The following is a 20,479-nucleotide window of genomic DNA, read 5'->3' as shown; positions in this document are numbered from 1 at the left end:
CTTGCCGATGTGGTTGCGGGTGCTTTCCCGGCAAGAGATGGGGGAGTGTATGTCGACCCGGCGGCTGGACATGGTAGTTTGCTGAGGGGGGTTCGTCGAAGGTTTTCGTCTGCGACCTTATGGGCTCTCGACGTCGATGGTTCCGCGGTTGATAGGCTGCGTAGTGACCCGGCGATAGATCTAGTTTCGCGGGCAGACTTCTTGAACCGAAGGTCGGTGTCTTCGTCGGTTGTCGGACGAGCTCGGATGAATGTTTCTGGCGTCGTCATCAATCCCCCGTTCTCTTATCGGGGTGGCAGTAAGGCGACGATGCCGTTCGGCGGTCATCTATGGGCTCTTCCGGTGGCGCTTCGATTTTTGGTTCGAGCAGTGGAACAATTTTCGCCGCATGACGGAATTGTCGCTGTGTTGCCGTTGGGGAGCTATGTTGGTGAGAAGTATCAGTCATTCTGGGAGCACTTGAGAAGTTTGTTTGAGGTCGTCGAGGTTGCCCGTCCGTCCACAGGAACCTTCTCAGGCACCAGGGCTTCTTCGGTTGTGGTACGCATTGGCGCTCACGCTCCGCGGGTTCACCGCTTGGGACAGGTGCAAGCATTCCATCGTGGCTGCGTTGAAGTTGTGCGAGGTCGAGTCCAAGTGCATGCCGTCAGGCGGTTAGGCGTCCTCGCCACATCAAGCGAGTCCGGAACTCGCTTCATCCATACGAGTGATTTGTCCCGAACTCGTGGCCGTTCAGCACGAGCAATCACGTCTGTGCCACTTGCTACGACTTTGGTCACTTTGGGTCCAATGGTTGTCGTCCATAGGGTCGGAAGTCCACGCTGGGGAGCCCCCTTGGTCGTTGAGAGCGAGGCCGTCCTGAGCGACTGTGTTTTTGCACTCAGGCCACGTGGAAACCTATCGGTTGAATCACTTCTCGCGATAATAACCGACGCATGGGCGTCGTTCGATGAGAGATTCGGAGGAACAGGGTCCCCTTACATCACGGTCAAAGGTTTGATCGCCTTTCTCGCTGATTTGGGGCTCCACGGGGAGCACCTTCGTGCGAGTGCCGCACCGTCCGTGTGCGCGGTTGGTTGCGAAAAGTCGTTCGGTTAGCGCATCGCGGCGTCGATCAGGGTCACCGCGGCGCGGCGCGCGTGCGCGGCGGGCACCGTGGTGCCCGCGATGGCGGCGGTGGTCTGCGCGCCCTCGGCGAGCAGCGCGAGCTGTGCGGCGAGTTCCTCGGCGTGCTCGGGGTCGGCGACGACCTCGGTGGTGAGCTGCTGCACGAACCGCTGGAACGAGTCCTTGTGCTCACGCGCGATCTCGGCGACTGCGGGCGAGGTCGCGCCGAGTTCACCGAAGGCGTTGATGAACCCGCAGCCGCGGAAGGTGTCGTCGCCGAACCACGACTCCAGGAAGTCGTAGACCGCGAGCAGCTTGTCGCGCGGGCTGGCCGCGGCCTCGACCGCACCGTGCACGCCCTGGTCCCACATGTCGTGCCGACCGGCGAGCACCGCGGCGATGAGCTGCTCCTTGCCGGGGAACGCCGCGTAGAGCTTCTTCAGCGAGACGCCTGCGCCCGTGCGGATCTCGTCCATCCCCACCGACTGGATCCCGCGCGTGTAGAACAGCTCGTCGGCGACCTCGACGATGTGCGCTCGGACGTCCGGTTCGACGGTGCTGGCGACCATGTGTACCCCGTTCCCTGAGTGTTCACCGTTCTCGAGTTGCGGCGGGAACGGGCGTTCTCTACTGTAGTCCACATCGGCAGAGAACGATCGTTCTCTGTGAAGTTCAGGGAAGGAACGACCATGGGTGCCATCACCGTCGGAACCGAGAACAGCGTCGACATCGAACTCCACTACGAGGACAAGGGCCAGGGGCAGCCGATCGTGCTGATCCACGGCTTCCCCCTCGACGGCAACTCGTGGGAGGGGCAGGTCCCGATGCTCCTCGAGGCCGGCTACCGCGTCATCACGTACGACCGCCGTGGCTTCGGCCGGTCCTCGCAGCCGTCCACCGGCTACGACTACGACACCTTCGCCGACGACCTGCACACCGTCCTCGAGACCCTCGACCTGCGCGACGTGATCCTGGTCGGCTTCTCGATGGGCACCGGCGAGATCGCCCGCTACATCGGCCGACACGGTGAGGACCGGATCGCCAAGGTCGCGTTCCTCGCCTCGCTCGAGCCGTTCCTCGCCATCACCGACGACAACCCCGACGGCGCCGGCCCGATGTCGTTCTTCGAGGGCATCGCCGCCGACGTGACGAAGGACCGCTACGCCTACTTCACGAACTTCTACCAGGACTTCTTCAACCTGTCGGAGAACCTCGGCACCCGCATCTCCGAGGAGCAGGTGCGGAACGCCTGGAACGTCGCGGCCGGTTCCGGTTCGATCGCGTCCGCGGCGGCACCCCTGACCTGGCCGACCGACTTCCGCCAGGACATCCCGAAGGTCACCGTCCCCGCCCTGATCGTGCACGGCACGTCGGACAACATCCTCCCGATCGACGCCACCGGCCGACGCTTCACGAAGGCCCTGCCCGCTGCGGAGTACGTCGAGATCGAGGGCGCCCCGCACGGCCTGCTCACCACGCACACCGCCGAGGTGAACGAGGTCCTCGCCACCTGGCTCGCCGAGTCCTGATCCCTCGGCGATCACGCGGGCGCTCCCCGGTGGGGGCGCCCGCATCGTGAGCAGAAATGGTCGGGTCCCCGGTGGGGACCCGACCATTCCTGCTCACCAAGCGAACCGCGGGCCGCGCAGCACGCGGCCGCGCTAGTCCTCTTCGCCCGCGTCGTCGGGGTTCGTGACCTGGGCGTGCCCGGCGTCGTCGAGGTGGATCGAGGTGCCGTCGTCGAGCTCGACGATCGGCTTGCCCTCCAGGAACGTCAGGGTCCACCCCCACGTCGCCGTGTCGACGGACTCCGCCGCCAGCTCGTCCTCGACGCCCCGCACGGCGACGACCATCGCCTCGGGCAGTCGCGCAGGCGGCTCCCCACCCACGTTCCAGCGTGTGCCCAACTGCATCCGTGCCTCCTGTCCGGTGGTGGACGGGCCGGGTCGCCGAGGCGACCCGACCCGGATGACCGACGTTACGCCTGCTGCTCCGCGAGCTCGATCTCAGTGACGGCGAGCTCGTCGCCGTCGACGAACGACAGGTTCTCGATGCGGCCGACGGCCGCCAGGTCGACCGCTGCGCGCTCGATGAGCACCCGCGTCTCGGCGGGCGCCGCGACGACGGCACGCGTCACGGGCGTCTTCTGGGACGCCTTCGCCGCCGTCTTCGCACCGCGGATCCCGATGAGCGCCTGTCCGACGGCCGCGAGCAGCCCGGTGGGGGCCGCGTCGGTGGGCAGGTCGGCAGCGGTCGGCCAGGAGGCCCGGTGCACGCTGGTGTCGTGGGTCCAGGCCCACACCTCTTCCGTCGCGTACGGCAGGAACGGTGCCAGCAGTCGGAGCAGCACGTCGATCGCGCCGCGCAGCGCCAGCACCGCGCTCGCCTGCGTCTCGTGCGTCGCGTCGGACGCGGTGCCGTAGGCGCGCTCCTTCACGAGCTCGAGGTAGTCGTCGCAGAACGTCCAGAAGAAGCGCTCGGTGATCTCGAGGGCACGGGCGTGGTCGAACCCGTCGAACGCGGCGGTGGCCTGCTCGACGACCGCGCCGAGCTCGGCGAGCATGTCGACGTCGAGGGCCTCGGTGACGCTCGTGGCGCCCTCGGGCAGCGGGAAGCCGTAGACGAACTTCGCCGCGTTGAGCACCTTGATCGCCAGACGACGACCGACCTTGATCTGCTTCGGGTTCTGCGGGTCGAACGCCGCGTCGGTGCCGAGCTTGGACGAGGCCGCCCAGTAGCGGACCGCGTCGGCACCGTGCTGCTCGAGGATGGACAGCGGCGTGACGACGTTGCCCTTCGACTTCGACATCTTCTTGCGGTCGGGGTCGACGATGAAGCCGGAGATGCTGGCGTGCTTCCACGGCACCACGTCGGCCTCGAGCTGGCTGCGGAGCACGGTCGTGAACAGCCACGTCCGGATGATGTCCTGCGCCTGCGGGCGGACGTCGTACGGGTACACCAGGTCGTAGAGCGCCGGGTCGGTCTCCCACTTGCCCGCGAGCTGCGGGGTCAGCGACGAGGTCGCCCAGGTGTCCATGACGTCGAGCTCGCCCTGGAACCCGCCGGCGACGCCGCGCTGGTCCTCGGTGAAGCCGGGGGCGGGCTCGGAGGCCGGATCGACGGGCAGCTGCGCCTCGGTCGGCACGATCGGCTGGTCGAACACCGGGTTGCCGTCGGCGTCGAGCGGGTACCAGACCGGCAGCGGCACGCCGAAGAAGCGCTGGCGCGAGATGAGCCAGTCACCGGACAGGCCGCCGACCCAGTTGTCGTAGCGGACGCGCATGAAGTCCGGGTGGAACGCGATCTCCTCGCCGCGCTGGCGGAGCGTGCTCTTCAGCTGCTCGTCGCGCGCACCGTTGACGATGTACCACTGGCGGGTCGACACGATCTCGAGGGGCTTGTCGCCCTTCTCGAAGAACTTCACCGGGTGCTGGATGGTCTTGACGTCACCGATCAGCTCGCCCGACTCGGTGAGCGCGTCGACGACGACCTTCTTGGCCGAGAACACGGTCTTGCCGGCCATCTCGGCGTAGAGCTCCTGGCCCTTCGCGGACTCGATCCATGCGGGCTCGTCGGAGCGCACGCGGCCGTCGAAGCCGATGATCGCGCGGTTCGGCAGCTGCAGCTCGCGCCACCACACGACGTCGGTGGTGTCACCGAAGGTGCAGACCATCGCGATGCCGGCGCCCTTGTCCTTCTGCGCCAGGTGGTGTGCGAGCACCGGGACCTCGACGTCGAACAGGGGGGAGCGGACCGTGGTGCCGAAGAGGTCCTGGAACCGCTCGTCGTCCGGGTGTGCCACCAGGGCGACGCAGGCCGGCAGGAGCTCCGGGCGGGTGGTCTGGATGACGACGTCGTCCCCACCGTCGGTGCGGTGGAAGGCGATGCCGTGGTACGCGCCGGGCATCTCCTTGTCCTCGAGCTCGGCCTGCGCGACCGCGGTGCGGAACGTGACGTCCCACAGGGTCGGGGCGTCGGCCTGGTAGGCCTCGCCGCGCTCGAGGTTGCGCAGGAAGGCGCGCTGGGCGCTCGCTCGTGAGGTGTCGTCGATGGTGCGGTACGACTGGGTCCAGTCGACCGACAGGCCGAGCGTGCGGAAGAGCTCCTCGAACTGCTGCTCGTCCTGCACGGTCAGGCGCTCGCACAGCTCGATGAAGTTGCGGCGCGACACGGGCAGCTGGTCGGCGGCCTTCGAGGACTTGCCGTCACCGCCCTCGAACGGCGGCGTGAAGTCGGGGTCGTACGGCAGGGTCGGGTCGCAGCGGACGCCGTAGTAGTTCTGCACGCGACGCTCGGTCGGCAGGCCGTTGTCGTCCCAGCCCATCGGGTAGAAGACGTGCTTGCCGCGCATCCGCTCGAACCGGGCCTTGAGGTCGGTGTGCGTGTACGAGAACACGTGCCCGATGTGCAGCGAACCGGAGGCGGTCGGCGGCGGGGTGTCGATCGACCAGACGGCGTCGCGGTGACCGGCGGCGTCGCGGTCGAAGCGGTACGTGCCGTCCTGCTCCCAGACGGGCCCCCAGACCTGCTCCAGTCCGTCGACGCTGGGCTTCTCGGGCATGGGTTTGGTCATGGTGCGCCTTCCGTCCGTGTGTGCGGCACCGAGTCCGTGATGAGGTGCCTGAGTGTTGCGCGCCTGACGCGCGGTGCCCCAATCGTAGCGGCCGCGCACGCGTCCTGAGCCGGGCAGTGGGGCGTCCGCGGCCCGCTGCCGACCGGGACTTACCACACCGACCTGTCGGACACGCCAAGAGCCTGCTAGTCTGTCGGAGTTTGTCCGGCGAACGCAGGGTTCGCAGGAGCTGCAACGTCGCCGTCCGCCGGACGCCCGAAGGAAGCACCGCACCCCGGAGGAACGACTTGGCACCGAACAACGCACCCCAACCGCACGGCGATCGGCCGTTGCGCACGAAGGGCGCCGTGAAGCGCGCTCGTCGCGATCTCACGAAGGACGACGTCACCGTCGTCGAGGAGTCGCTGCTCAAGCGTGCCGTCGCGGCTGCCGCGCTCGGCAACGCCATGGAGTGGTTCGACTTCGGCATCTTCGCGTACCTGACGGTCACCATCTCGCAGGTGTTCCTGCCGCAGGGCGACCCGGCCGCGAACATCGTCGCCACGTTCGGCTTCTTCGCCGCCGCGTTCATCGTGCGCCCGATCGGCGGTGCCGTGTTCGGCCCGATCGGCGACAAGATCGGCCGACAGAAGGTCCTCGCGCTGACGATGATCCTGATGGCCGCCGGCACGCTCATGATCGGCCTGATCCCGTCGTACGACACGATCGGCTTCTGGGCTCCCGTCCTGCTGCTCGTCGCCCGCTTCGTGCAGGGCTTCTCGACCGGTGGTGAGTACGGCGGCGCCGCGACCTTCATCGCCGAGTACTCGCCCGACAAGCGCCGCGGGTTCATGGGCTCGTGGCTCGAGTTCGGCACGCTCGCCGGCTACGTGCTCGGCGCCTCGATCGTCACCGGCCTGCAGTTCGGCCTGTCCGAGGACGCCCTGCTCAGCTGGGGCTGGCGCATCCCGTTCATCGTCGCGGGCCCGCTCGGCCTGATCGGTCTCTACCTGCGCCTCAAGCTGGAAGAGACCCCGGCGTTCCAGAAGCAGCAGGAGCAGGCCGCTGAGCGCGAGGGGCAGAAGACCCCGTTCCTCAAGCTCTTCGCCGAGAACTGGCGCTCGCTCATCATCTGCATCGGCCTGGTCCTGGTCTTCAACGTGACCGACTACATGCTGCTCTCGTACATGCCGACCTACCTCGAGCAGAACCTCGGCCAGAACGCCACGTTCGGCCTGATCCTCATCGTCATCGTCATGCTGCTCATGATGGTCGTCATCACCTTCGGCGGTCGCCTGTCCGACAAGTTCGGGCGCCGTCCGGTGCTCGCCGCCGGCTGCATCGGCTTCATCCTGCTGTCCTGGCCGGCCCTGAAACTCGTCCAGACCGGCACCGGCGTCGGCGTGTTCGCCGGCCTGCTGATCCTCGGCGTCGTGCTCGTCACGTTCACCTCGACCATGCCGTCGACGCTGCCCGCGCTGTTCCCGACGATCATCCGCTACGGCGCCCTGGCGATCGCGTTCAACGTGTCGGTGTCGCTCTTCGGTGGGACCACCCCGCTCGCCACCGCCGCGCTCATCAACGCCGCGAAGGACGCCGGGTACGGCTGGGCCGAGGACATCCCCGCGTTCTACCTGATGCTCGCCGCCGTCATCGGCCTGGTCGCGGTGTACTTCACCAAGGAGACCGCCGCGAGCCCGCTGATGGGCTCCGGTCCGACGGTCGGGTCCGAGGACGAGGTCGCCGGCGTGATCGAGGACTACAACGACCCGACGTCGGAGCTCGCGCAGTCCGACTGGGCGAAGGAGTTCTCGACGAGCGAGATCCCGATCATCTCGGCCGAGGCCGCATCGAAGGAGCCCTCCGGCTCCTGAGGACCCAGCCGCCCCGCGGCAACCCGGCCAGGAGGCCCGGCGCACGTTCCGTCTCGGAACGCGCGCCGGGCCTCCTGGCCGTTCCGAGCCGTTGGCGACGTCACGCGCGCAGTGACAGTCCGCGGGCGCGGCACCGTGTGGACTGTCGCTCAGCCCGTGGAGTCGGCTGCGGTCCCCGTGGCTGGATCCGCGGCGGGACCCGCTGCCAGCCGCTCCGCGGCGTGCAGCAGCCGCGCGGTCACCGGGTGGGCGGGGCGCGCGAAGACCTCGGCGGCGGGGCCGTGCTCGACGACCGCGCCGGCGTGCACCACGAGCACGTCGTCCGCCATCCGCCGGACCGCCCGCAGGTCGTGCGACACGAACACCATCGCCACCCCGGTCTCGTCGCGGAGTCGTTCGAGCAACCGGAGCACGGCGTGCTGCACCGTGGCGTCGAGGGCGGTCACCGGCTCGTCGAGCACGATCACCTCGGGGCTGGTCGCCAGCGCGCGGGCGATCGCGAGCCGCTGCCGTTGCCCGCCGGACAGGATGCGGGGGGAGCGGGACCGCAGCACGGGGTCGAGGTCGACCTGTCGCAGTGCTGCGTCGACCCGTTCGCCGAGCGCTCCGCGCGCCCGCCGTTCGTCACCGCGTGAGAACGCGTCCGCGAGGACCCGTTCGACGTTCCACCGTTCGTCGAACGTCGCGCCGGGGTCCTGCACGACGGCCGCGAGCCGGTGCCGTCGGGGGCGTCGCTCGTGCTCGGGCAGCGGGACCCAGGGGTCGCCGTCGAGCGTGACCGCGCCGGCGTCGGGCGTCTCGAGTCCCAGGAGCATCCGTGCCAGCGTCGTCTTGCCCGAGCCCGAGGCGCCGATCACCCCGAGCACCCGGCCCCGCTCGAGCCCGAACGACACGTCGTCCACCGCGAGCAGCCCGCCGTACCCCCGCGAGAGCCCCTGCGCCGCGAGCACGTCCCTCGCACCGTGCGAGGATGCGCGCTCGGTGTCGCGGTTGCCGATCGGCGCACGGTACGGAGTCGTGCGGCCGGTGCGAGGTCGGCCGCTCGGTGCATCGTCAGAGGACTGCACGGAGCCATCGACCTCGCACCGCCCGGCAAGATCGGCACCGTGCGGTGGCGCCGGCTCCGCCGCGGCAGCACCGGCAGCACCGGCAGCGCGCACCAGCGCCCGTGTCGAGGGGTGCTGCGGCGCCGTGAAGACCCCGGTGACCGCACCCTGCTCGACGATCCGGCCCTCGTGCACGACGGCGACCCGGTCGGCCCACCCCGCGACGAGCCCCAGGTCGTGCGTGATGACGAGCAGTCCGGCGCCCCGCCTCTGCGCTGCCCGCAACTGCTCCATCACGGTGACGGCGACCCCGGCGTCGAGCGCCGTCGTCGGTTCGTCGGCGACCAGCAGCGCGGGGGACCCGACGGTGGCCGCGGCGATGAGGGCACGCTGTCGCATCCCACCGGACAGTGTCCCGGCGAGCCGGCCGTCGGTCGCGGTGTCCGGGTCGAGGCCCACCGCGGCCAGGGCAGCACGCACGGCGTCCACGCGCTCGGCCGCACGCATCTCGGTGTGCAGGCGGAGGCTGTCGGCGACCTCGCGCCCGACGGGACGCAGCGGGTCCAACGCGCCCAGCGCCTCCTGGCCGACGTAGCCGATGCGCGATCCCCGCAGCCGGCGCCACCGCCGGTCCGTGTACCCGCCGACGTCGACACCGTCGACCGTGAACGTTTCGGCGTGCACGGCGGCGCCGGGCGCGGACAGGCCGAGCACGGCGCGTGCGGTGACGGTCTTGCCCGAGCCAGAGGCGCCGACCAGGGCGACGCACTCGCCGGCGTCGACGCGCAGGTCGACACCGTGCACGATCGGGGTCCCGCCGATGGCGACGGTGAGTCCGCGGACGTCGAGGACGGCGCTCACCGCGCGGCCCCGCTCCGTCGGATCGCCCGGCCGAGCACGGTGACGGCCGTCGCGAGCACGACGATCGCGAGTCCGGGGAAGGTGCTCATCCACGGCGCGGTCTGCAGGTAGGTCCGGCCGTCGGCGAGCATCGCGCCCCACTCCGGCGCGGGTGGGGGCGTGCCGACCCCGAGGTAGCTCAGCGCCGATGCCCACACGACCGCCTGCCCGACCCCGAGCGTGGCGACGGCGACGACGGGCCAGAGCGCCGTCGGCAGCACGTGCCGGACGACGGTGCGGGCTGGGGAGCGGCCGAGCAGCACGGCGGTCTCCACCACCTGCGAACCGCGGGCCGTCCGGACCAGGCCCCGCACGATCCGGGCGTAACCGGGAGCGGTCGCGAACCCGACGGCGAGCACCGCCGGCACCGGACCCGGACCGGTCACGGCGATGACGACCAGGGCGACGAGCAGCAGCGGCAGGGCGAACGCGACCTCGGTGACACGGCCGATGACGGCGTCGAGCAGACGGCCGAGCCGTCCGGCCCCGGCGCCGAGCCCGGCGACGACACCGAGCAGGACGCCCGCTCCGCCGCCGATCAGGGTGGCGGCGACGCCGACGACGAGCGAGGCGCGGGTCCCCGCGACCACCCGTGCCAGGACGTCGCGGCCGGACTCGTCGGTGCCGAACGGGTGTGCGCCGCTCGGGGCGGTCAGTGCCTGGGTCGGGTGCACCGCGAGCGGATCGCCGCCGCCCAGCAGCGCTGGCCAGGCCGCCGCGACGACGGCGACCAGGACGACCACCGCCGCGGCGGTGCCGCCGACGCCGAGCGTCCCCCCACGGACGCGCTCGGTGCCGACGGCGGTCTGGTGGGCGGACGCACCGGTCTGGAGGCCCGGGTCGGCGATCCCGCTCACCGCGCGCCCGCCGGACGGCCGGGCCCACGGCGTCGCGCGGTGCCGGGGCGCGCGGTCGCGTTCCGTGCGGTGCTGCGCGGGTCGACCACACGCTCGACCAGATCGGCGACGGCCAGCACGACCACGTACGCGGCCGCCGAGACCATCGCGATGCCGGCGACGAGGGGCATGTCCCGCTGGGTGACGGCGGTGACCAGCGCGCGGCCGATGCCGGGCAGGGCGAACACGGACTCGACGACCACGGCCCCGGAGACGAGCGATCCGAAGGCCCACGCGGACAGTGCGATCCCGGGCAGGGCGGCGTGCCGGAGCAGATGCCGTCCGAACAGTCCGAGGCGGGTCTCGCCCCGGCCCCGGGCGGCGAGCGCGAAGGCCGAGCGCTGCGCGTCCACCACGCCGTCGCGCACGGTCTCGGCCAGGTACCCGGCGACCGGCACGGCCACGGTCAGCACCGGCAGCACCCAGCCGCGTGCGGTGCCGTCACTGACCGCCGGCACCCACCCCAGGGACGAGGCGAACACCACGATGAGCACGCTGCCGAGCCAGAAGTGCGGCATCACGCTCGCGGTGACGCTGAGGGCGCTGGTGAGCCCGGCGGCGATGCGGCCGCGCTGCGTCGAGGCCCAAGCGGCGACGATCGCCAGCACCCAGGCGACGACGAGCCCGGCGACCGCGAGCGTCAGCGTGACGGGCAGCTGCTGGCCGAGGAGCGTCGCGACCGGGGTGCGGAACGCGTAGGAGTCACCGAGCTGCCCGGTCGCGAGGCGGCCGAGGAACACCGCGTACTGCACCAGGACCGGCTGGTCGAGGCCGTACTCGTGGCGGACCTGGGTGACGGCCTCGGCCGAGGCCTGCGACCCCGGGCCACCGAGGATCGCGAGCGCCGGGTCACCGGGGATGAGCCGGATCGCGACGAAGACGATCGTCGCGACGGCCCAGAGCACGCCGATGCCCCCGGCGAGCCGCCGGACGGCCCACCAGACCCACCGCATCCGTGTCAGCGGTCGATCCAGGCGGTGCCGAACCAGGGCGTCGAGACCGGGGTGGTCCGGATGCCGTGCACGGCCGAGCGCACCAGGAAGTGGTTCTGCTGGTCGTACAGGGGGAGCACGGTGTCGCTCGCCAGGATCGCCTTCTGCGCCTGCTCGTACAGGTCGGCGCGCTCGTCGGCGTCCGAGGTACGGGCGGCCTGCTCGAGCAGCCGGTCGAGCGCGGGGTCGTCGAGCTGGGCCAGGTTCGCGAAGTAGCCGGACGGTGCCGGTTCGATGCTCGCGCTGTCGTACAGGATCCGCAGGACGTCGGGGCCGACCTTCGTGTACGGGGCGCTCACGACGTCGTACTCGTTCGCGGCCAGGGCGGCGTACCAGCTGGACAGGTCGAGCTCGTCGAGCACGACCTTGAACCCGACGGCCTTCTCGGACGCCTGGATCTGCTGGAACAGGCTGCGCTCGGCCGGCACCGACTGGTTCGTCGAGACGGGGAACGTCACGGTGAGCTGCTGGCCGTCCTTCTCGCGGATGCCGTCCGAGCCGACCTTCCACCCGGCGTCGTCGAGCAGCTGCTTCGCCTTCGACGGCGAGTAGTCGAAGCGGCTCTTGTCGGAGTACGCGAGCGGCTCAGCGCTCGAGAGCACCGAGTACGAGCGCTTCGCGGTGCCGAGGAACAGCGACTGCAGGCCCGGGTCGATCTCGGCGCCGGCGATGAAGGCCTGGCGGACTGCCTGGTCGCGGAACACGCCGTGCCCGGAGTTCAGTTCGAGCCGGTTCGAGGCGCCGGGGCGGGGGGCGTCGAGGTCGCGGATCGCGCCCTTCGCCGACGCGGCCTTGAGCTGGTCGGGCTGGGCGTTGTCGATCACGTCGACCTGGCCGGACTGCAGCGCGGCGTAGCGCGAGGTCGAGTCCGGCAGGAACCGCCACGTGATGCCCGACAGGCGCGGCTTCGTCTTGCCCCAGTAGTCGGTGTTCTTCGTCAGGGTGACGCGGTCGCCGTGCTTCCAGCCGGTGACCCGGAACGGGCCGGTGCCGACGGGGGACTCACAGTTCGTCGCCTGCTTCCGTTCGAGCGCATGCGGGGACTCCATACCGACCCAGGGCTGCGAGAGGGACTCGAGCAGCGCACTGTCCGGCCGGCTCAGCGAGAGCGTCACGGTGTGGTCGTCGGTGGCGGTCGCCTTCGTGATGGACTGCAGCGCCAGGTACCCGGTGCTCGAGGCGGTGGCCGGGTCCTGCACGTGCTCGATGTTCGCCACGACGGCGGCGGCGTCGAACGGGGTGCCGTCGGTGAAGGTGACGTCGTCGCGCAGGGTGAGCGTCAGGGTCTTCCCGTCGTCACCCGTGGTCCACTTCGTCGCGAGTTCCGGCGTCGGCTTGCCGTCCTCGAGCCCGACGAGCTCCTCGATGTACTGCGTCGCCAGGAGCGCCTGCGGGTAGTTGCCGCCGACGTGCGGGTCGAGGCAGGTCGGTTCGGCGTCACCGGAGGCGTAGGTGAGCGTGCCGCCCGCGACCGGGGTGCTGCTCCCGGTGCTCGTGCCCGGTCCGCTGCAGGCAGCCAGGACGAGCAGGACCGCCGAGGCGCCCGCGACTGCGGTGAGGGTTTTCTGTACTGAGTCCAAGATCATGGCTGACCGAGTCTAACGGTTTACTGGGGCCCATGGACGAACCGATCCGCCGCGGTGGCCGCCCCCGACGCTCGAGCGCCGAGGTCCTCGCGGACGCCGCTGCCGAGCTGTTCCTCGAGCAGGGGTACGGGCGCACCACGGTCGACCAGATCGCCGCCCGCGCCGGGGTCAGCCGCGCGACGTTCTTCAACTACTTCCCGGCGAAGGCCGACGTGATGTGGCTCGAACTCGACGCCGCCGTCGCCGGGCTGCCCGGGTACCTCGCAGCGTCCACCGAGTCGAGTGCCGTACGGGCCGTCGAACAGGCGCTCCTCGACGCCGCTCGCGCCCACGACCCCGAGCGGGTGCCGTGGGCGGTCGCGCAGGCCGAGGTCATGGGCATCGGGCCCGAGCTGGTGGCCGGCGTCGCGGTCCGGGTGACGGCGCAGCACGAGGCCGTCGCCGCCTTCGTCGCGGGCCGCACGGGGGAGCAGCCGCGAGCGCTCTGGCCGCAGACGGTGTCCGGTGCGATGCTCGGGGCCGCCGCCGCCGCGTTCGGGGTGTGGGTCACCGACGGGGTCGGGCGCCGAGCGCTCGTCGAGTACGTCGCGGCGGCGCTCACACCGGTGGTCGCGGGCCTCGACGCTCGCTGACACGCCGGCGTCTTCCGCCCCCGGACACGCCGTCGTCCTCGTACGACGCCGCCTCGTCGCCGAGACGCCGCCGATTCCGGCGGCGTCTCGAGCACATGGCGGCGTCTTGCTGACACACCGGCGTCTTCCTCCAGCGTGTGGGCGGTGGACGCGACGGCAAGACGGACGGGAGGCCCGTGGCGGCCCGGCACCGCGCCTCCCGTCCGCCGCGCGGTCGCTCACGGAACACGCCGTCGTCTTTCTACGACGCCGCCTCACCGGCGAGACGCCGCCGAATCCGGCGGCGTCTCGAGCACATGGCGGCGTCTTGCCGACACACCGGCGTCTCGCGACCCGAGCCCTGCCGCCACGCCGCCCCGCGACCCGGCCCGCGCTCACTCCGTGCGCAGGGTCCCCGCGCCACCGGCCGCCACGTCCGACGCGGTGCCGTCCCGCACGACCTCGGGGACAGCGCCGTCGGTCGGCACCAGGGACTCGTCGCCCGGGTAGCTCAGGGTGAGGACGGCCTCCTCGATGTACTGGCTGTCCTCGAGTGACTGCTCGACGTCGCGCAACCGCACCGCGACGTGCTCCTCGGTCTCGTTGCCCGTCAGGTCGACGGCCGCGACGAGGTACACCCGCGACGGCCCCACGAACTCCAGGTGCAGGTAGGTGACGCGCTCGACCTGCGACCGGCCCAGCAGCTCGACGAGCACCGCGTTCTCGAGCTCCGGCGACGTGCTCTCGCCGAGCAGGAACCGGCGGTTGCGGTCGATCAGGACGATCGCCACGACACCGAGCAGCACACCGATCGCGATGGAGCCGAGTGCGTCGAAGACCGCCAGCCCGGTGACCTGGTGCAGGAACACCCCGAGGAACGCCACGACCAGGCCGATCAGCGCCGCCGCGTCCTCGGCGAACACCGCACGGAGCGTCGGGTTCGACGACTGCAGCACGTGCCGCAGCACCGGGACCTTCCGCTTCGTCGCGGCACCGTGCGCCTGTCGGTACGCCTGCAGGAAGCTCGTGCCCTCGAGCACGAACGCGAGCCCGAGCACGACGTAGTTGAGCACGACGTCCTCGGCCGGCCCGGTCTCCCCGAACTCCGAGATGCCGTGGTAGATCGAGACGATCGCACCGGCCGTGAACAGGCCGAACGCGGCGAACATCGACCAGATGTACGTCTCGCGTCCGTACCCGAGCGGGTGCGCGGCGTCCCGCTTCTTGCCGCCCCGGCGTTCGGCGATGAGCAGGAACACCTCGTTGCCGGTGTCCGCCCACGAGTGCGCCGCCTCGGCCACCATCGACGCCGAACCCGACACGAGCGAGGCGATCGTCTTCGCGATCGCGACGAGCAGGTTCGCCCCGAACGCGATCAGGACGGTGACGAGTGACTCGGGGCGATCTTCTGCGGGCATCGCTCAAGCATGCTCCCGTCCGGTAAAGTCGTGTTCCACGAGCATCGATCCGGCCATCACCGGGGAGCTTCCGGAAGAACACGGGGCGCACCAGCGCCTCCGTCAGTAGAACCGGGCGGGTTCGGGACCGTCACCATCCCCGACACAGAGTGGTCGCACAGCGGACGTTGGGCGGCAAACGAGGTGGTACCGCGGAGCCTGGCTCCGTCCTCGTGGAGATCGAGCGAACCCACAAGGAGTCCCGGTGCCGTACCCGTTGAACGCCGATGCCGATGGTGTCGTCCCCTCGCCGAGCTTCCCCGCCGTCGAGCGGGGCATCCTCGCCTTCTGGAAGCGCGACGACACGTTCCAGGCGTCCATCGACGCGCGCCAGGGCTGCCCGGAGTGGACCTTCTACGACGGCCCGCCCTTCGCCAACGGCCTGCCGCACTACGGGCACCTGCTGACCGGGTACGCCAAGGACGTCTTCCCGCGCTACCAGACCATGCGCGGCAAGCAGGTGCACCGCCGCTTCGGCTGGGACACCCACGGCCTGCCCGCCGAGCTCGAGGCGATGCGCCAGCTCGGCATCACCGAGAAGCACGAGATCGACGCCATGGGCATCGACGTCTTCAACGCCGCCGCCAAGAAGTCGGTGCTGCAGTACACCGACGAGTGGCAGGAGTACGTCACCCGCCAGGCGCGCTGGGTCGACTTCGAGGACGACTACAAGACCCTCGACGTCACCTTCATGGAGAGCGTGCTCTGGGCGTGGAAGCAGCTCTGGGACAAGGGGCTGGCGTACGAGGGCTTCCGGGTCCTGCCGTACTGCTGGAACGACCAGACGCCGCTGTCCAACCACGAGCTGCGCATGGACGACGACGTCTACAAGATGCGCCAGGACCAGTCCGTCACCGTCTCGTTCCCGCTGCACGGCGACCGCGCTTCCGCGCTCGACCTGACCGGTGTGCGGGCGCTCGCCTGGACGACGACCCCCTGGACCCTGCCGACGAACGCCGCCCTGGCGGTCGGTCCGGAGATCGCGTACGCGGTCGTCCCGGCAGGGCCTGGAGGCGCGGCTGACGGTGCCGACGCCGGTTCCGTCTCCTACCTGCTCGCGTCCGACACCGTGGCCGCGCACGCGAAGGAGCTCGGCTACGCCTCGGGTGACGAGGCGCTCGCCGCCGTCGCGCGCACGCTGACGGGCGCCGAGCTCGACGGCGTCGAGTACGAGCGGCTGTTCGACCACCTGGCCGATGCCGAGGGCTACGAGAACGCGTGGCGCATCCTGGTCGCCGAGTACGTCGAGACCGGTGAGGGCACCGGCATCGTGCACCAGGCCCCGGCCTACGGTGCCGACGACCAGGAGGTCTGCGCCGCCGCCGGCATCCCGGTGGTGCTGTCCCTCGACGAGGGCGGCGTCTTCACGTCGCAGTTCGGCGAGGTCGCCGGCATGCTCTGGTCGGACGCGAACAAGCCGCTGACCAAGGCCGTCCGCGACGCCGGGCGACTGCTCCGCCAGGCATCCTACGAGCACAGCTACCCGCACTGCTGGCGGTGCCGGAAGCCCCTCATCTACAAGGCCGTCTCGTCGTGGTTCGTCCGCGTCACCGAGCTCCGCGACCGCATGGGCCAGCTCAACCAGGACATCAACTGGGTGCCGGACAACGTCAAGGACGGCCAGTTCGGCAAGTGGGTCGGCAACGCCATCGACTGGTCGGTCTCGCGCAACCGCTACTTCGGCACGCCGATCCCGGTGTGGCAGTCCGACGACCCCGAGTACCCGCGCACCGACGTGTACGGCTCGCTCGCCGACATCGAGCGCGACTTCGGTCGCCTGCCGGTGAACGCCGAGGGCGAAGTCGACCTGCACCGCCCGTTCATCGACGACCTGACGCGGCCGAACCCCGACGACCCCACGGGCACCTCGACGATGCGCCGGATCACCGACGTGTTCGACGTGTGGTTCGACTCCGGGTCGATGCCGTACGCCCAGGTGCACTACCCGTTCGAGAACCGTGAGTGGTTCGAGTCGCACAACCCGGCCGACTTCATCGTCGAGTACATCGGGCAGACGCGCGGCTGGTTCTACGTCATGCACGTGCTCTCCACTGCGCTGTTCGACCGACCCGCCTTCCAGAACGTCATCAGCCACGGCATCGTCCTCGGCTCGGACGGCCAGAAGATGTCGAAGTCGCTCCGGAACTACCCGGACGTCTCCGAGGTCTTCGACCGCGACGGCGCCGACGCCATGCGCTGGTTCCTGATGTCCTCGTCGGTGATCCGCGGCGGCAACCTCGTCGTCACCGAAGAGGGGATCCGGCAGGGCGTCCGCGAGTTCATGCTGCCGCTGTGGTCGACGTACTACTTCTTCACCCTGTACGCGAACGCCTCCGGGGAGTCGGGCTACCAGGCCACCCGGAGCACCGCGAGCACCGACGTGCTCGACCGGTACCTGCTCGCGAAGACCCGGGTGCTCGTCACCGACGTCACCGCGCACCTCGACGCGCTCGACACCCCGCTGGCGGCCCAGGCCGTCCGTGACTTCGCCGACGTGCTCACGAACTGGTACGTCCGTCGCTCGCGCGACAAGTTCTGGACCGGGGCCGACGCGGCCGCCGGCGCCGAGACCCGCGCGGCGTTCGACACGCTGTACACCGTGCTCGAGACCCTGACCCGGGTCGCCGCCCCGCTCGCGCCGCTCGTCACCGAGGAGATCTGGAAGGGCCTGACCGGCGGGCGCAGCGTCCACCTGACGGACTTCCCGGACCCCGACGAGTTCCCCGCCGACGACGCCCTGGTCGATGCGATGGACCGCGTGCGCGACGTCGCCTCGAAGGGCCTGGCGCTCCGCAAGGCCACGGGCAAGCGCGTCCGCCTGCCCCTCGCCACGCTGACCCTGGTGGTGCCGGACCCGGCTGCGGTCGAACCGTTCGCCGACATCCTGCGTGACGAGCTCAACGTCAAGCGCGTGGTGCTCGAGGCGCAGGCCGAGGAGTCCCTGGCGCAGTACGGCATCGAGCGGAAGCTCACCGTGAACGCCCGCGTCGCCGGCCCCCGCATCGGCAAGCAGGTGCAGCAGGTCATCCCGGCCGCCAAGAAGGGCGACTGGACCGCCACCGACTCCGGCGTGACCGTCGGCGGCATCGACCTGATCGAGGGCGAGTACTCGCTCGACCTCACCGTCGCCGACACCTCGGTGGCCGTGGCGTTCCTCGACGAGGGTGGCTTCGTGGTGCTCGACACCGTGACCACGCCCGAGCTCGAGGCCGAGGGGCTCGCCCGCGACGTCGTCCGCGCCGTCCAGCAGGCCCGCCGCGACGCCGACCTCGACGTCAGCGACCGCATCGCCCTGACCCTGCGGGTGGACGACACCGCCGACGGCGCGGTCCGTGCACACCAGGACCTCATCGCCGGTGAGACCCTGGCGACGAGCGTCGAGATCGTGCCCCTCGGGGCGAGTGACACCACCACCGACGTCGGTGACGGTGCGAAGGTTTCCGTGGAGGTGGCACGCGCATGAGCGACGACGACCAGTACGACGACCACGAGGCGAACGAGGAGTTCGTCGGACACGACGAGTTCGACGGCCGCGACGAAGACGGCATCCGGATCCCGGTCGGCCCGGCCGGTGACGGCCCTGCCGACGCCGTGCCCTACGGGGGCGACGACGACGAGGTCCGCCGTGTCGAGGCCGCCCTGTACGCCCGGATCGGTGAACAGGCCCCCGAGCGACGGCTGACCGCAACGCGCCGTGCCGTCGAGCTGCTCGGCGACCCGCACCTGGCGTACCCGGTGATCCACGTGACCGGGACGAACGGCAAGACGTCCACCAGCCGCACCATCGAGAGCATCGTCCGTGCCCACGGTCTGCGCACCGGCCTGATGACGAGCCCGCACCTGGTGTCCATCCGGGAGCGCATCGTGATCGACGGCCAGCCGATCGCAGCGGACCGGTTCACCTCGAACTGGGACGACATCGCCCCGGTGCTCGAGATCACCGACCGGGAGCTCGCCGACAAGGGCGAACTCCCGCTGACCTTCTTCGAGGCGCTCACCGTGCTCGCCCTGGCGTGCTTCGCCGAGGCGCCGGTGGACGTCGCCGTGATCGAGGTCGGCATGGGCGGCGAGTGGGACTCCACCAACGTCGTGCAGAGCCAGGTGTCGGTATTCACGCCGATCGCCATCGACCACGCGAAGCAGCTCGGCGCCACCGTCGCCGAGATCGCCCGCACGAAGTCGGGCATCGTCAAGCCGTCGTCCGCCGTGGTGTCGAGCCGGCAGGTCCCCGAGGCCCTCGCCGAACTCGAGCGCGCCGCCGAGCTCACCGAGTCCACCCTGGCCGTCGAGGGCACGGGCCCCTTCGAGCCGGTCACTGACCGTCGCGGAGCGGCGGGCAGTCCGAGCTTGCAGGGAGGGTTCAGCGTCGTCGACGTCACCCCGGCCGTGGGCGGACAGCTCATCACCGTGCAGGGCATCGCCGGTCGCTACGACGACCTGTTCCTGCCGCTGTTCGGCCGGCACCAGGCCGAGAACGCCGCCGTGGCGATCGCGGCGGTCGAGTCGTTCCTCGGCCGTGGGGCCCAGGCCCTCGACGAGGACGTCCTGTCCGAGGGAATCGCCGGCACGACCAGCCCCGGTCGACTGCAGCCGATCGCCACGGACCCGACCGTCGTCGTCGACGCCGCGCACAACCCGCACGGTGCGAAGGCCCTGGCCGAGGCACTGCCGGTCGCGTTCCCGTCGGAGCACGTCGTCGGCGTCGTCGGGATCCTCGGCGACAAGGACGCCCGCGGGTTCGTCCGCGCGCTCAAGGACACCGTCGCCACCTTCGTGGTCACGCAGCCGCCGGGGGAGCGTGCGCTCGACGCCGATGCCTTCGCCAAGGTGGTCGTGGACGAGATCGGCGCTGACCGCGTCGTCGTCGAGCCGTCCCTGGCGTCCGCCCTGCAGCAGGCACGCGACCTGGCCGACGAGGCGGACGCCGAGGACGCCCTCGTGCTCGTCGCGGGCTCCATCGTGATGGTGGGCGCGGTCATGGACCTCGTGCACCGCGAAGGCGAGACGAAGTGACGGACGCACCAGGGGCCTCCCGGCCGGGCCGCGCACCGCGCACCCGGAAGCCGCGCCGCGAACGCGGAGCGCAGGAGAGCCTGCTCTCGATCACGCTCGTGCTCGAGGCGATCATGTTCTTCTTCCCCATGCTCGTCGTGTTCGGCAAGGGCACGCTGCCGCCCGCAGCGGCCTTCGGCGGCGGCGTCGGCGCGATCATCGTCCTCGCAGCTGCCTCACGTCTGACGGGCAAGCGGGCCGGTGTATGGTTCGGGTGGCTGCTGCAGGCGGCCATCCTCGCCACCGGGTTCATCGAACCGTTCATGTTCGCGGTCGCCGTGGTGTTCCTGGCGCTGTGGGTCTTCTGCTTCGTCAAGGGCGGTCAGCTGGACCGTCAGAACGCCGCGCGCCGAGCGGCCATGGGCGAGGACTGACCACCACATTCGACCCCGAACACAGGGAGTAC

General features: G+C 70.6%; 14 protein-coding genes. 6 read left to right on the top strand and 8 right to left on the bottom strand.

What is annotated here, in order from left to right:
* Positions 1 to 1,094 precede the first annotated feature (1,094 nt).
* Positions 1,095 to 1,676, bottom strand: coding sequence for a TetR/AcrR family transcriptional regulator (locus QRN30_RS08240; protein ID WP_284760852.1), 582 nt, complete (start codon positions 1,674 to 1,676; stop codon positions 1,095 to 1,097).
* A gap of 120 nt (positions 1,677 to 1,796) precedes the next feature.
* Between QRN30_RS08240 and QRN30_RS08235 the strand changes: the two genes are divergently transcribed.
* On the top strand, positions 1,797 to 2,636 hold the full coding sequence (locus tag QRN30_RS08235) for an alpha/beta fold hydrolase (RefSeq protein ID WP_140449372.1): 840 nt from the start codon (positions 1,797 to 1,799) through the stop codon (positions 2,634 to 2,636).
* A 132-nt stretch (positions 2,637 to 2,768) separates the two neighbouring features.
* Here QRN30_RS08235 and QRN30_RS08230 read toward each other — a convergent pair whose 3' ends face one another.
* Together QRN30_RS08230 and valS are read right to left on the bottom strand one after the other, a co-directional pair.
* Positions 2,769 to 3,020, bottom strand: coding sequence for a hypothetical protein (locus QRN30_RS08230; RefSeq protein WP_042538506.1), 252 nt, complete (start codon positions 3,018 to 3,020; stop codon positions 2,769 to 2,771).
* A gap of 65 nt (positions 3,021 to 3,085) precedes the next feature.
* Complete coding sequence (gene valS, locus QRN30_RS08225) at positions 3,086 to 5,680, bottom strand: valine--tRNA ligase (RefSeq protein WP_056071378.1); 2,595 nt, start codon at positions 5,678 to 5,680, stop codon at positions 3,086 to 3,088.
* A gap of 347 nt (positions 5,681 to 6,027) precedes the next feature.
* Here valS and proP point away from each other — a divergent pair, with 347 nt between their 5' ends.
* Positions 6,028 to 7,533: a glycine betaine/L-proline transporter ProP gene (gene proP / locus QRN30_RS08220; protein ID WP_197068642.1), complete on the top strand. Its 1,506-nt coding sequence runs from the start codon at positions 6,028 to 6,030 to the stop codon at positions 7,531 to 7,533.
* A 149-nt stretch (positions 7,534 to 7,682) separates the two neighbouring features.
* Here the strand turns inward: proP and QRN30_RS08215 are convergent, their stop codons facing one another.
* From QRN30_RS08215 to QRN30_RS08200, 4 genes are read right to left on the bottom strand one after another with little or no spacing between them, the layout of a single operon-like run.
* Positions 7,683 to 9,440: an ATP-binding cassette domain-containing protein gene (locus QRN30_RS08215; protein WP_284760846.1), complete on the bottom strand. Its 1,758-nt coding sequence runs from the start codon at positions 9,438 to 9,440 to the stop codon at positions 7,683 to 7,685.
* Entirely contained in the window at positions 9,437 to 10,336 is a 900-nt protein-coding gene (locus QRN30_RS08210; RefSeq protein WP_017885992.1) for an ABC transporter permease, read from the bottom strand. The genes QRN30_RS08215 and QRN30_RS08210 overlap by 4 nt, the downstream gene beginning before the upstream one ends.
* Positions 10,333 to 11,328, bottom strand: coding sequence for an ABC transporter permease (locus tag QRN30_RS08205; protein ID WP_017885991.1), 996 nt, complete (start codon positions 11,326 to 11,328; stop codon positions 10,333 to 10,335). Before QRN30_RS08205 ends, QRN30_RS08210 begins: the two co-directional genes overlap by 4 nt.
* Before the next feature lie 5 nt (positions 11,329 to 11,333).
* Entirely contained in the window at positions 11,334 to 12,953 is a 1,620-nt protein-coding gene (locus QRN30_RS08200) for an ABC transporter substrate-binding protein (protein WP_284760843.1), read from the bottom strand.
* Between the two features lie 32 nt (positions 12,954 to 12,985).
* On the opposite strand from QRN30_RS08200, the gene QRN30_RS08195 reads away from it, so the two are divergent.
* Positions 12,986 to 13,585 carry an acyl-CoA-like ligand-binding transcription factor gene (locus QRN30_RS08195; protein WP_017885989.1) on the top strand — a complete coding sequence of 200 codons (600 nt, stop codon included), beginning with the start codon at positions 12,986 to 12,988 and terminating at the stop codon, positions 13,583 to 13,585.
* Positions 13,586 to 13,959: 374 nt separating this feature from the next.
* On the opposite strand, the gene QRN30_RS08190 is transcribed toward QRN30_RS08195, so the two are convergent.
* On the bottom strand, positions 13,960 to 14,982 hold the full coding sequence (locus QRN30_RS08190; protein ID WP_214584639.1) for a cation diffusion facilitator family transporter: 1,023 nt from the start codon (positions 14,980 to 14,982) through the stop codon (positions 13,960 to 13,962).
* Positions 14,983 to 15,226: 244 nt separating this feature from the next.
* On the opposite strand from QRN30_RS08190, the gene ileS reads away from it, so the two are divergent.
* Genes ileS through QRN30_RS08175 form a run of 3 tightly spaced genes read left to right on the top strand, consistent with a single transcriptional unit; the run spans position 15,227 to position 20,447 of the window.
* Entirely contained in the window at positions 15,227 to 18,484 is a 3,258-nt protein-coding gene (gene ileS / locus QRN30_RS08185; protein ID WP_284760842.1) for an isoleucine--tRNA ligase, read from the top strand.
* On the top strand, positions 18,481 to 20,034 hold the full coding sequence (locus tag QRN30_RS08180) for a bifunctional folylpolyglutamate synthase/dihydrofolate synthase (RefSeq protein ID WP_201300457.1): 1,554 nt from the start codon (positions 18,481 to 18,483) through the stop codon (positions 20,032 to 20,034). The genes ileS and QRN30_RS08180 overlap by 4 nt, the downstream gene beginning before the upstream one ends.
* Positions 20,031 to 20,447: a DUF4233 domain-containing protein gene (locus tag QRN30_RS08175; protein WP_017885985.1), complete on the top strand. Its 417-nt coding sequence runs from the start codon at positions 20,031 to 20,033 to the stop codon at positions 20,445 to 20,447. Before QRN30_RS08180 ends, QRN30_RS08175 begins: the two co-directional genes overlap by 4 nt.
* Positions 20,448 to 20,479 lie beyond the last annotated feature (32 nt).

Source organism: Curtobacterium sp. MEB011 (assembly GCF_030209655.1).
Taxonomy (GTDB): domain Bacteria; phylum Actinomycetota; class Actinomycetes; order Actinomycetales; family Microbacteriaceae; genus Curtobacterium; species Curtobacterium poinsettiae.
The sequence above is the reverse complement of the archived record's forward strand: the minus strand, read 5'-3'. Positions and strand labels throughout refer to the sequence as shown.